Raw genomic sequence first — 12216 nt, forward strand, 5'->3', positions numbered from 1 at the left:
TGACGTTGCGGCAGCTGATCGAGCTGACGCTCGATTGGACCAGCCGGCCCGTCAAGCTGTTCGTCGAGACGAAGCATCCCGTGCGCTACGGCGGTCTCGTGGAGGCGAAACTCCTCGCCGAACTGGCGCGCTTCCGGCTCGCCACCCCCGCCTCCGCGGACTTCTCCCGCGTCGTCGTGATGTCGTTCTCCGCGGCCGCGGTGTGGCGGGTGCGCAGGTCGGCGCCGTTGCTGCCGACGGTGCTCCTCGGCGACACGTCGCGCTATCTCGGGGGCAGTGCCGCCACCACCGTCGGTGCCACGGCGATCGGCCCGTCGATCTTCACGCTGCGCCAGCATCCCGAACTCGTCGACAAGGCGGCCGCCGCGGGCCGCGCCACCTACTGCTGGACCGTCGACGATCCCGCCGACGTCGACCTGTGCCGCGACCTGGGCGTCGGCTGGGTGGCCACCAACCATCCGGGGCGCACCAAGCTTCGGCTCGGCGCTTCCCGCGGCGTGTAGTTTTGCGCCGTGGCCAAGAAGAGTAAGAGAAACAGCGGACCCAAGCCCGGCGGCAACCGCGCCGCGAAGCTCGAGCAGCGGCGGCTCGCCCGGGAGGCCGAGGCCGCCACGGTCACCCGGCCGTTCGAGGGTCTCGCCCTCGAATGCGACCTCGTGGCCCTGCGCGAATTCGTGCCGTCGGCGGTGTTCCCGTTGCCGACGAGAACCCCCGGCCGGGTCGTCCAGGCGGCCACGGTGCTGCCCGGCGCCGTCGCCGCCCTCGTCCGCGAGGAAGGGGACGAGACCGCCGCGTACATCGGGTTGCAGCTCGCCGCCGGGGGCCCCGACCCGGCCGCCGAACTCGGCGCCGCGCTCGCGTGGGCGCGGGACGCGGAGGCCGGCTCGTCCCTCGCCGTCGCCGAACCCGGGCCGGACCGGCCGCGCCTGCACGACCTGCTCGACGTCGACGTCGTCCCGGCGATCACCGTGCACCGGGACTTCGACTGGTGGATCCCCGAGGGCGTCGAGGTCTCGCCCGACGTCGCGAACACCGTCCGGCACGCCAACGACGCGATCATGCCGTCCGCGCGGCTCGAGGGCGAAGGACTCGTCGCCGCGTGGTGGGTCGACGCCGGGGAGAAGGCGCACCTGCGCTGGGTGCGGCCGGAGGACGAGGACGCGCTGATGGCCGCGCTCTCGCGGGTACACGCCGCGGGCGGGCTGCACCTGGGGGACGGCTCCCGGTTCGCCGGGTCGTTCCGCACCCACGGGCTGCTCGTGCCGGTGTTCGATCTCGATCCGGAGCGGCACCCGGACGAGTGGGTCGCCCCCACCGCCGAGTTCGGTGCCCGGCTCGACGAGGCGCTGGCCGTGGACGCGCCGCTCACCGCCGCCGAACGGCGCTCCCGCGACGGCCTGCGCAGCCGTCAGGTCACCCTGCGCTGAACCTGCCCCCGGGGCGAGCGGCGCGACAGCCGGAACTGCTCACGACGGCGGCGTGAGCAGTTCCGGCGGGATCTGCTCGTCCCGGGCCAGGGCGTCGAAGAACGGGACGGCCCGCGACCGATCCCACACGAGCACGTTGCCGATCCCGGAGACGTCCTGGAAGCCGCCGACCGGGACGGTGGCGGTCACCGTCTCGCCCCGCATCGCCCATCCGAGCCGGGCCAGGTGCCACATGTGGTCGCTCTCGTCGACCCGCAGCGAACCGGCGACCCCGGAGGCCAGCGACCACATCCGCACCGGATTCAGCAGCGTACTCAGGCCGGTGGCCTTGCTCAGCAGGGCGGACATGAACAACCGCTGGTTGTTCATCCGGTCGAGGTCGGCCAGTGCCGTCGCGCGGGTACGCACGAAGCCGAGGGCCTGCGGACCGGTGAGTTCCTGGCATCCCGCCGGCAGGGAGATTCCCGCCAGCGGATCGTCGATGGCCTGCGGCAGGCACACGTCCACACCGCCGAGGTCGTCGACGATCGAGGCGAAGCCCCCGAACCCGATCTCGGCGTAGTGGTCGATGTGCACCCCGGTGGCGCCCTCGACGGTCTGCACCAGCAGCGACGGGCCGCCCAGCGCGAACGACGCGTTCAGCTTGTCCTGGCCGTGACCGGGGACCGGGACGTACGAATCCCGGGGGAGGGACACCATCGTGGTGGGCCCGCCACCGCTGGGCACGTGGATCAGGATGACGGTGTCGGTGCGGTCCGGACCGGTCTCCCCGCCCGTCGCGAGCTCCTGCTCCTGCTCCGCGCTGAGGCCGGTGCGACTGTCGGAGCCCACCAGCAGCCAGTTGGTCCCCGGGGTGTCGGCGATGCGGTCGGGATAGTCGGCGAGCGCGTCGACGCGGGTGAGCTTGCCGTCGAGGTAGACGGCACCCGCACCGACGAGGGCGATCAGCACGAGCACGACGATCGCGGCGCGGCGCACGACGCGACGGGCGACGCCGGGCCGGCGGCGGGGGGCCGGTTCGGGCGCGGGCGGAGCGGGCCGGCGCCGCGGCGGGGGCGGCGACGGTGGGGGCGGTGACGGCGGGGGAGAGGCCGCGCGGCGCGGCTCGTCGTACCGTTCGGGAGTCTGGGTGGGCGCCCAGTCGCGCGGCTGCCTCGGCGGCTGCCTTGGCGGCTGCTGCCGAGGCGGGGGCGCCGGCGACCGGTACTGCGGGGTGGGCGCCTGCGACCAGGCCTGCTGCGGAGCGGGGGGACGTCCGTCGCGGCGGATGACCTGCGGTCCCTCCGGCGACGGCGGCGGTGCCGGCCGGCCCATCGGCGCCGGTCGGCGCGGCGGCGGCATCTGCGGAGGCTGCCGCGGCGGCCGGGGTCGAGGGTCGGGATGGTCGCCGTTCACGACCTCCCAATGTACGCAGGCCGGGTCAGGGCAGCCAGGACACGTGCCCGCGAAGTGCCTGGTAACCGACAAATGCGACGCTGTCGATCAATGCGTGCGCCACCACCAGCGGCCACAGCTGCGACGTGCGCTGCCAGTACCGGCCGAACACCAGGCCCATCACGACGTTGCCGATCCCGCCTCCGACCCCCTGGTACAGGTGGTAGCTGCCGCGCAGCAGCGCCGACGCGAGCAGCGACGAGTTCTCCGACCAGCCGAGCTGCCGCAGCCGGGTGATCAGATACGCGACGACGAGGACCTCCTCGGCGGCGGAGTTGGCGATCGCCCACAGCACCAGCGCCGGCAGCCGCCACCAGTAGTCCTCGAGGGTGCTCGGGGCGACGGTGAGGTTGAGGCCTGCCGCGCGTGCCACCAGGTACAGGCCGAGACCCGGGATCCCGATGAGGGCCGCCAGCCCCACACCGGGCAGCAGGCCGCGCCGCACCTGGTCCCGGGCGAAACCGATCGCCCTCGGGCCGATGCCGCTGCGCCACAGCAGGTACACCCCGAGCGCCGCCCACGCCAGCAGCCGCACGATGCCGAGCAGCTGCCGGGCCAGGTCGATGAACTGCTGCGACGAGCGGGGAACGTTCAGTGCGACGGTCTGGTCGGACAGCGGCGCCGGCGCCAGCGCCGACTCGAGCAGCGACAGCATCGACGACAGCCCGCTCAGGCCGAACGTGACGAGCAGGACGATGGTGATCTCGATCCACAGCGCGCGCCGGTCCGACGGATCGAGCGGTGCGGCCGGGCGGCGCGGGGGCGGGGTCAGCCAGGTGCGGATCGTCACGGGCGCGATTGTGCCGCGTCGCCGCAGACCGCTCACATCCTGATCCTGATCGCGTGATCGGGCGTGCGAAGGAACTGCTCGGCACAGGCACCATTTCCGAGACCGGGTTCGCGGCTCTCGAGGAGCGCACCCGACGGGCCGCGCGGCCCGACGTGCGCTGTGCGGGGTCCCTCCGGTCGGCCACGGTGGGCACCCATAGCAGCAGAAGTGTCGAAAAACGTTCGCCCCGATAATCATTCGCTGGCGAACTCGGAGTCTATGCTGTCGCCATGCTGCTCATCGGAATCCTTGTGTTCGGGATGGTCGTCGGCGCCGCGGCCCAGTTGCTGCTGGGCAGGTCGGCGGGACGGATCGATTGGACCCTCGCCTTCGCTGCCGGGCTCGCCGGGTCGTTCGTAGGCGGGCTGCTCGTCAGTCTCCTGGCCGGCGACGGATTGTCGCTACGACCGAGCGGGATCATCGGCTCGCTCGTGGGGGCGTTGCTCGTCACCGGGGCGGTGGGCTGGTGGCGGGCGCGTTCCGCCACGCCGAAGCCGTGACCCGCGGAGTGCGGGCACGGAGCGGTAGAGGCGGTGTGTCTTTCGGGCGGCTGGGGCAGCCCAAAGGGCACACGGGCCGCGGAGCGGCCTGTCACCAGAAGTCGAGTGCCTCCGCGAGCGCGGTGGACTGGGCGTGGGTGGGCCGCTGCGCACCGTCGACGGCGTAGACGGTGGTACCGACGGTCGCGACGACGAGACCGTGCCGGGCGACGCCCATCGGTGGCAGCTCGGACCAGGTGCCGGTGATCAGGTCGAACGCTTCGACGTCGGCGAGGACGCGGGTGGGTTCCTCGCCCCCGGCGGCGACGATGCGGCCGTCGAGATGGGTGACGCCGAGCCCGCCGCGCGGGGTGGGCATGTCGGGTAGCGCGGTCCAGGTGTCGGTGCCGGGGTCGTACCGTTCGACGGTGGCGACGTTCTTGTCGGCGGCCAGGTCCCGGCCGCCCACCGCGTAGGCGTAGGTGCCGTCGGTGGTGGCCGCGAGGTGCTCGCGTGGGGTGGGCAGGTCGGCGACGGTGCTCCAGCTGCTGCCGTCGTACACGTCGGTGGTGGTGAGGAGGGTGTCGTCGGCCTGGCCGCCGAACACGTAGATCCGGTCCCCGATGGTGACGGCGGCCCCGGCGGCACGGGCCTGCGGCATGGCGGGCAGTTCGGCCCACTCGCCGCCGCGCAGCGCGAACACCCGATCGGACGGCCGCGCGGTGAGATCGGCGCCCTCCGGCACCCATCCACCGAGCACCACCAGTTCGTCCGCATACTCGACGGCCATCGCGTGGTTGAGCGGAAGAGGGAGATCGGGTCCCACCTTCCACGTGTCGATCGCCGGGTCGTAGCCCTCGACCCGGGCCGTGGACCCGTTGTTGTCGAGACCGCCGAGAACCCACACGGTGCCGTCGGCGACGGCGGCCGCGGTCTGCTGGCGGGCGGTCGGGGCGTCGCGCAGCTGCCGCCACGCCGGGCCGGGCTGGACGCGGCGCGGCGGGATCTGCAGCGCCTCGGTGACGGAGGTCGACTCGGCGTGGGTGGGTTCGGTGGCGCCGTCGATGGCGTAGACGGTGTCGCCGACCGCGCCGAGGGCCAGCCCGTGCCGCGGCGTCCGCAGGTCCGGTAGCTCGGACCAGGTGCCGGTGGTCAGGTCGAACGCTTCGACGTCGGCGAGGACGCGGGTGGGTTCCTCGCCGCCGGCGGCGACGATGCGGCCGTCGATGTAGGTGGCGCCGAGCCCGCCGCGCGGGGTGGGCATGTCGGGCAGGGCGGTCCACGATCCGGTGGTGGGGTCGAAGCGTTCGACGGTGGCGACGTTCTTGTCGGCGGCCAGGTCCCGGCCGCCGAGCGCGTAGGCGTAGGTGCCGTCGGTCGCGGCCGCGAGGTGCTCGCGTGGCGTGGGGATGTCGGCGACTGTGCTCCAGGCGGTGCCGTCGAACACGTCGGTGGGACGGATCAGGGTGTCGTCGGCCTGGCCGCCGAACACGTAGATCCGGTCCCCGATGGTGACGGCGGCCCCGGCGGCACGGGCGCGGGGCATCGGCGGCATCTCCACCCATTCGCCGTTGCGGACGGCGAAGACCCGGTTCGACGCGGTGGCGGTGAGGTCGGGTCCGTCCGGGATCCAGCCGCCGAGGACGACGGGCACGCCGTCCCACGTGACGGCCATCGCGTGGTTGAGCGGGATCGGCAGGTCCGGTCCGGACTTCCAGGTGTCGATGGCCGGGTCGTAGCCCTCGTGAGCGGGGGAGGAGCCGGAGTCGTCCAGGCCGCCGAACACCCACACGGTGCCGTCGGCGACGGTGGCGGCGGTCTGCTGGCGGGCGGTGGGCGCGTCCCGCAGCGGTCGCCACCCGGCGGTCGGGGCGACCTCGGTGGTCTCGCCCGCCGCGGCGGTCCCGGCGTCGCCGGCCTGCCGGGTCGCCACGAAGACGGCCGTGGCCGCGACGGCGAGCAGCGCGACGGCGAGCACGGCGAGCAGCACCGGCAGCCGCGCGGTTCGTCGCGCGGGTGACTCGCCCGGACGCGGCGGACCGGACGACGGGGGTCCGGACGACGGGGGTCCGGACCGTGGTGGGGGGCCGGACGACGGTGGTCGACCGTTCGGTCGGGGTGGGGCGGACCCCGGGGAGACCGCGGTGACCGTGGCAGGCGCGGCTGTGCCGGGCCCGGTACCGCCGGGTCCGGTGCTGCCGGGCCCGGCTGTGACAGGTCCGACGAGGGGGTGCCGGCCCGTCGGCTGGTCGTGGAACCGCGACTCGCCCGGCAGTGCCATGTCGTCGACGTGGCGGCCGTGCCGGGCCTGGACCTGCTGCAACTCGCGGCCGAAGTCGGCGGCCGTGGCGGGCCGGCGGGCCGGATCCACCGACATGGCGTGCTCGATGGCGGTGCACACGTCGTCGGGGATGCCGTGGGGACGCAGATCCGGGATGGGCTGGCTGGTGATGCGCAGGAACTGGGCGATGATCTCCTCGCCCGTGCGTCGCTCGAACGCGGCGCGGCCGGTGATGAGGGCGAACATGGCGGCGCCGAGGCCGTAGATGTCCGAGGCGGGGGTGGGGGGTTTGCCCTCGAGCACCTCGGGGGCGGTGAACGCGAGCGATCCGGTGAAGGCGCCGGTGGCGGTTTCGAAACCGCCGGCGATGCGGGCGATACCGAAGTCGGTGAGCTGTGGCTCGCCGTACTCGGTGACGAGGATGTTGGCGGGCTTGACGTCGCGGTGCAGGGTGCCGGCGCGGTGGGCGGTCTCGAGGGCGCCGGCGAGCTTGACCCCGACGCGCACGACGTCCCACCACGGCATCGGACCGTCGCGGCGGACCCGCACCGCGAGCGAGTCGTTGGGGTGGTACGGCATCACGATGTAGGGCCTGCCGGTGGAGGTGACGCCCACCTGGAGGATGTTGACGATGTTCGGGTGGCCGGACAGTCCGCCCATCGCGAAGCCCTCGCGCAGGAACCGTTCGCGGTTCTCGGCGTCGAGGTCGGAGGAGAGCACCTTGATCGCGACGGTGCGTCCGAGGGAGCGTTGCCGGCACCGATAGACCACACCGAAGCCGCCTCGGCCGACGACGAGGGCATCGTCGAATCCCGCCGCGGCGAGTTCGGCCGCGATCCCCTGCCCGGCGGGACGGGTGGCTTCCGGATCGAAATCGGCCATGATTCGCGGCTTTCGACATGCGACGCACTGCTGACTCGAGGATACCGCCGAAGCGGGCGGGAAGATCAGTGCCTGGCGCGCAGCCCGTTGGCGAAGGGGCAGCCGACGAGGCGGCGCAGGGCGCGGCCGAGGGACTCGGCGTCGTCGGCGGGTTCGGGGAACGGAATCCGCACGTCGTGGTCGCCGCGGCCGGACTCGAGCCGCAGGCGCAGGCCGTAGCGGTCCAGGCCGAGGGGCCGGATGCGGCCACGCCGCTCGGCGGCGGGAATGTGCCGGGCGATGCGGTGGACGAGGTCGCCGTGGTCCTGCTCGAGGTGCTCGAGCCAGGCGGACTCGACGGCGGCGAACGGGTCCGGGGCGGCGGCGAGGACGTCGGCGACCTCGACGGCCTCGGCGCCGGTGGTGTCGGCGGCGACGACGGATGTGAGCCGCAGACGCAGCAGTTCGGCGCGGTGCCCGACGTCGAGCAGCGCGGGGTGCGGGAGGGTCGCGGCGATGTCGGCGGCGAGCCGCCGGGGCTCGGCGACGGTGTGTGCGGTGCCGCGGAGCCAGATGAGCGAGCGGACGGGGTTGCGCAGGCGCAGCGGCGAATGGTCGGTCAGCTCCAGCACGGCGTGCAGACCCGTGGCGCCCCGCTGCCAGGCCAGCGCGACGGCGGCACAGTCGTCCGGGACGACGACCAGCAGGTCGCCGTCGCTGTGCAGGTGGTGCAGCACCGTGGTCACGGGCGCGGCTCCGTCGGTAGCGAGTACGGCGGAGCCGGTGGCGAGCACGGCGGAGCCGGTGGCGAGTACGGCGGAGCCGGTGCGGACGATGGCGGTGCGGACGGTCTCGGCGGTCGAGGGTGCGGGAAGGGCGGTGGTGGCCGGCATCGGATCCTCCTCGATTAGTAGGTGAGGCAAACCTAAGTCATGGTGATCGGGGTCGCAACAGCCCGGCGACTAACCTGAGGAGGTGCCCATCCCGCTCACGCTCGGAATGCCGCCGTCCCGCGAGGAGCCCCGCGGCCTGCTCACCGCCCTGCTCACCCGCCGGCACCCGACCCTCGCCGACGCACTCGCCGCCCCCGCCCACACCGCGATCGGCGACCCCGTCGTGCCGGTGTCCGCGCTGACCGAGGCCCCCGCCGGGAGCGCCGCCACGCTGCGGATCGTCGGTGAACTCGACGTCGCACCCGAACGCCTGTCCGGCCTGCACCCGGTCCCGGTCCGCTACCAGCTCGACTGCCCCGCGGAAGAGCTCGACGTGGCGCTCGCGATCGCCGTCCCCGCCCCCCTGACCGTCTACGTCGACGCCGGTGACCTGCCCGAGACGGCCCGCGCGCTCGTCGGTGCCGGGCACAGCCCCGGCCTGCCCCCCGGGCGCGAGGCGGGGGAGGTCGCCGACTTCCTGTCCGTCCTCGCCCACGCCGGCACCGGCTTCGCCGCGCGCGCCCGCGACGCCGGCGAGGTGCTCGCCCTGCTCGCCGCCACCGTCGCCGCCCTGCGCGGCGACGATGTGCGCGCCGCGCTCGCCGCACCCGACCCCGCCCGGCTGACCCGGCTGATCCCCGAGGCCGCGGCCGCGGTGCGCGAGATCCTGCTCGCCGTCGAGGTCGACGACCCGCCGGCCGTCGCGCGGGACCTCGCCGGCCTCGGCCTGCCGCCGCGATGATTCCGTTTGCCGGGACGACGTTTGCCGGGACGACGTTTGCCGTGACGACAGGGTCCGGACGAATTCGGTGCGTACCCTTCTAGGCGTGCCACGCATCGCCTACTTCGGTCCCACCGGAACCTTCACGGAGATGGCCCTCGCCCGGTTCGAGGATGCCGGAACCTTCGACGGTCCGGTCGAGCGGGTGTCGGCCGCCAGCCCGCCCGCGGCGCTGCAACTCGTGCGCGACGGCGCGGTCGACGCTGCCGTGGTGCCGATCGAGAGCTCGGTGGAGGGTTCCGTGCCCCCCACGATGGATGCCCTCGCGGTGGGCCCGCGCCTGCAGATCGTGGCCGAGACCGAGCTGGACGTGGCCTTCACCGTCGTGGCCCGGCCCGGCGTCACGCTCGGCGAGGCCCGCACCGTGCACGCCTATCCGGTGGCCGCCGCACAGGTGCGCCAGTGGATCGCCGACCACATGCCGCAGGCCGAGGTGGTGACCGCCTCGTCCAACGCCGGGGCCGCCGAGGACGTCGCGGCCGGCAAGGCCGACGCGGGCGTGTCCACCGCGCTGGCCGGGCAGCGACTCGGCCTGCAGGTCCTCGCCGACGGCGTCGCCGATCACTCCGGCGCCCGCACCCGCTTCGTGCTGGCCACCCGGCCCGCCGCCACCCCGGCCCGCACCGGCGTCGACCGCACCTCGGTGATCCTGCAGCTGCCCAACGAGCCGGGCTCCCTCGTGCGGGCCATGACCGAGTTCGCCACCCGCGGCATCGACCTCACCCGGATCGAGTCCCGTCCCACCCGTCAGGAATACGGGACCTACTTCTTTCACTTGGACTGTGTCGGCCACATCGACGACGCGCTCGTCGCCGAGGCGCTCAAGGCGCTGCACCGCTTCGCGCAGGTGCGGTTCCTCGGCTCCTGGGCGGCGGTGTCCCAGCACGGTGTGGCCCCGGTGTCGGACGAAGAGGATGCGCGGTGGCTGCAACGGCTGCGGCGCGGGGAGGAATAGCGTTGAGCGGCCGATTGATCCTGGTGCGGCACGGACAGACGGTGGCGAACGTCGCGCGTCGCCTCGACACCAAACTGCCGGGCGCCGAACTGACCGAGCTCGGCGTCGCGCAGGCCCGCACCCTCGGGCGGGGGTTCGCGCAGCAGCCGCCGACGGCATTGTTCGCCTCGCAGGCCCTGCGCGCCCGGCAGACCGCCGAGCACGTCGAACTCGCCGCGCGGGTGACCACCGTCGTCCGCGAAGGCCTGCACGAGGTGCAGGTCGGGGAGCTCGAGGACCGCAGCGACGAGGAATCCCACACGCTGTTCATGAAGGTGTACGAGTCCTGGCACACCGGCGACCTGCGCGACCGGGTGCCGGGCGGTGAATCGGGCATGGACGTCCTGGACCGCTACCTGCCGGTGGTCGAGTCGGTGCGGGCCGACTATCTCGACAGCGGTTCGGGGGACGTCGTGGTGGTCAGCCACGGTGCCGCGATCCGCCTCGTCGCCGCCCACCTCGGCCGGGTGCCGGGCAGCTTCGCGACCAGCAACCACCTCGCCAACACCGAGAGCGTCGAGCTGGTCCCGCTGCCGGGTGGCGGCTGGGAGTGCGTCCGCTGGGGCACCTTCCAGGGGCCGTTCCACGACACCGGGCGCGCCGGCGCCGACGATCCGATGGGCTGAGTTCGCCCCCACCGTCCGCCCTGGAAGCGCCCGGACGCGGAGGCGTCCCGGGTGCTGCCGGCGCACGGGTATCCTCGAGCCGTCCGAACGTAGCGATCGATAGGTTGGGTACGGCACATGGGAACTTCCACCGACGGCACCGTCGCGGACGGTGTCGCTGGGCCGGACTGGCGACGTCTCGAGCCGATGGAGCTGACTCCCATCCTCTCCGCGGCGCTCGATGCGTTCTACGAGACCGGGTTCCACGGCACCTCCGTGCGGGAGATCGCCCGCCGGGTGGGCGTCACCGTGCCCGCCCTGTACTACCACCACGAGAACAAGGAAGGCCTGCTCATCGCGCTGCTCGAGCTCTCGACCAGTGACGTGATGGCGCGCGCCTACGCCGCGGACGCCGACGGCGGCGACGACCCGGTGCAGCGGCTCGCCAATGCCGTCGAGGCGATCGTGCTGCGCATGACGAACCGTCCCCGACTCGCCGCGCTCGAGGGCGAGGTGCGCTACCTCAGTCCCGAGAACCGGCAGCGTTACCGCGCGGTGCGCAAGGAGATCGAGAAGCTCGTCCTCGAGATCGTCGAGGACGGGACCCGGCGCGGGGTGTTCGACGTCGAGGACCCGGCCGAGACCACCCGCGCGTTGCTGGGCATGTGCCAGTCCATCCCGCGGTGGTATCACCGCGAGGGCTCCCTGACTCCGGAAGAGGTGGCGCGCAAGTACGTCGCGATCGCCCTCAAGACGGTCGGCGCCACCCCCGCCTCGACGTCCTGACGGGCCGGCTCAGCTCCGCCCGAACACCGCCGTCCGCTTCTCCTGGAAGGCGCTCACGCCCTCGTGGAAGTCCGCGGACGCCAGCAGCTCGAGCTGGCCGGCTCGTTCGCGGCCGAACGCGTTGTCGAGCTCGCCGAGGGTCGCGTCGTTGATCGCGTCCTTCGTGGAACGGAAGGCCTCGACGGGGCCGGCGGCGAGCCGGGCGGCGAGCGCATCGACGGCGGCGGCGAAACCGTCGTCGGGGTACACCTCGGCGATCAGGCCGGCCGCGAGGGCCTCGCTCGCGGGCAGCCGTTCCGCGAGCAGCGCCATCTTCAGCGCCCGGGCCCGACCGATCGACGCGGCGACGAGTGCCGTCGCGCCGCCGTCGGGCATGAGGCCGATGCGGGTGAAGGCGAGCAACAGGTAGGCCGACTCCGCCGCGACGGTGAGATCGCAGCCCAGTGCGAGGGACACACCGACACCGGCAGCGGGACCGTTGACGGCGCCGACGACCGGCCGCGGGAAAGCGCGGATCGCGGCGACGGTGCGGTTGGCCGCGTCGATGGTCTCGGCCGACGGCGGCGCGGACAGGTCCTTGCCGGCGAGGTCGGCACCGGTGCAGAACGCGCGGCCGGCACCGGTGAGGACCGCTACGCGCACGGCGTCGTCGCCGGCGTGCTTCTCGAAGGCGTCGGCGACGGCCTCGAGGGTGGCGGCGGTGACGGCGTTCATCCGGGCGGGCCGGTCGAGGGTGATACGCAGGATGCCGTCGTCGATGGTCACGTCGACTCCGATCGGGTCGATGGTCATGGGTCCTCCGGGGGT

The 12216-nt window shown here is 73.5% G+C and carries 12 protein-coding genes; 7 read left to right on the forward strand and 5 right to left on the reverse strand.

Features of this window, described 5'->3' with window-relative positions:
• Both OEY_RS0122265 and OEY_RS0122270 read left to right on the forward strand, forming a co-directional pair.
• Positions 1-503: glycerophosphodiester phosphodiesterase family protein (locus OEY_RS0122265; protein ID WP_010595974.1), on the forward strand; the 503-nt coding region annotated here is incomplete at its 5' end.
• A gap of 9 nt (positions 504-512) precedes the next feature.
• On the forward strand, positions 513-1427 hold the full coding sequence (locus tag OEY_RS0122270) for a DUF5926 family protein (RefSeq protein ID WP_010595975.1): 915 nt from the start codon (positions 513-515) through the stop codon (positions 1425-1427).
• A 39-nt stretch (positions 1428-1466) separates the two neighbouring features.
• Here the strand turns inward: OEY_RS0122270 and OEY_RS0122275 are convergent, their stop codons facing one another.
• Positions 1467-2741: an LCP family protein gene (locus OEY_RS0122275; protein WP_237713779.1), complete on the reverse strand. Its 1275-nt coding sequence runs from the start codon at positions 2739-2741 to the stop codon at positions 1467-1469.
• Between the two features lie 106 nt (positions 2742-2847).
• Positions 2848-3651: a CPBP family intramembrane glutamic endopeptidase gene (locus OEY_RS0122280; RefSeq protein ID WP_026137967.1), complete on the reverse strand. Its 804-nt coding sequence runs from the start codon at positions 3649-3651 to the stop codon at positions 2848-2850.
• 269 nt (positions 3652-3920) lie between these two features.
• Between OEY_RS0122280 and OEY_RS0122285 the strand changes: the two genes are divergently transcribed.
• Positions 3921-4190 carry a hypothetical protein gene (locus OEY_RS0122285; protein ID WP_006944638.1) on the forward strand — a complete coding sequence of 90 codons (270 nt, stop codon included), beginning with the start codon at positions 3921-3923 and terminating at the stop codon, positions 4188-4190.
• Between the two features lie 91 nt (positions 4191-4281).
• Here OEY_RS0122285 and OEY_RS0122290 read toward each other — a convergent pair whose 3' ends face one another.
• Positions 4282-7332 (reverse strand): Kelch repeat-containing protein, encoded by a 3051-nt coding sequence (locus tag OEY_RS0122290; RefSeq protein WP_010595978.1) that lies wholly within the window; start codon positions 7330-7332, stop codon positions 4282-4284.
• 65 nt (positions 7333-7397) lie between these two features.
• Positions 7398-8204: a DUF2470 domain-containing protein gene (locus OEY_RS0122295; protein WP_010595979.1), complete on the reverse strand. Its 807-nt coding sequence runs from the start codon at positions 8202-8204 to the stop codon at positions 7398-7400.
• A gap of 106 nt (positions 8205-8310) precedes the next feature.
• On the opposite strand from OEY_RS0122295, the gene OEY_RS0122300 reads away from it, so the two are divergent.
• The 4 genes from OEY_RS0122300 to OEY_RS0122315 all read left to right on the forward strand — a co-directional run bounded on the left by OEY_RS0122300 (position 8311) and on the right by OEY_RS0122315 (position 11409).
• Positions 8311-8985 (forward strand): hypothetical protein, encoded by a 675-nt coding sequence (locus tag OEY_RS0122300; protein WP_010595980.1) that lies wholly within the window; start codon positions 8311-8313, stop codon positions 8983-8985.
• Between the two features lie 85 nt (positions 8986-9070).
• Positions 9071-9979: a prephenate dehydratase gene (gene pheA / locus OEY_RS0122305; RefSeq protein ID WP_010595981.1), complete on the forward strand. Its 909-nt coding sequence runs from the start codon at positions 9071-9073 to the stop codon at positions 9977-9979.
• A 2-nt stretch (positions 9980-9981) separates the two neighbouring features.
• Positions 9982-10644: a histidine phosphatase family protein gene (locus tag OEY_RS0122310; protein ID WP_026137966.1), complete on the forward strand. Its 663-nt coding sequence runs from the start codon at positions 9982-9984 to the stop codon at positions 10642-10644.
• Between the two features lie 117 nt (positions 10645-10761).
• A complete protein-coding gene (locus OEY_RS0122315; protein ID WP_010595983.1) occupies positions 10762-11409 on the forward strand; it encodes a TetR/AcrR family transcriptional regulator in 648 nt (215 codons plus the stop codon).
• Positions 11410-11418: 9 nt separating this feature from the next.
• On the opposite strand, the gene OEY_RS0122320 is transcribed toward OEY_RS0122315, so the two are convergent.
• Complete coding sequence (locus OEY_RS0122320) at positions 11419-12201, reverse strand: enoyl-CoA hydratase (protein ID WP_010595984.1); 783 nt, start codon at positions 12199-12201, stop codon at positions 11419-11421.
• Positions 12202-12216 lie beyond the last annotated feature (15 nt).

Origin of the sequence: Rhodococcus sp. P14, assembly GCF_000256505.1 — a bacterium.
In the GTDB taxonomy this organism is placed as follows: domain Bacteria; phylum Actinomycetota; class Actinomycetes; order Mycobacteriales; family Mycobacteriaceae; genus Rhodococcus; species Rhodococcus ruber.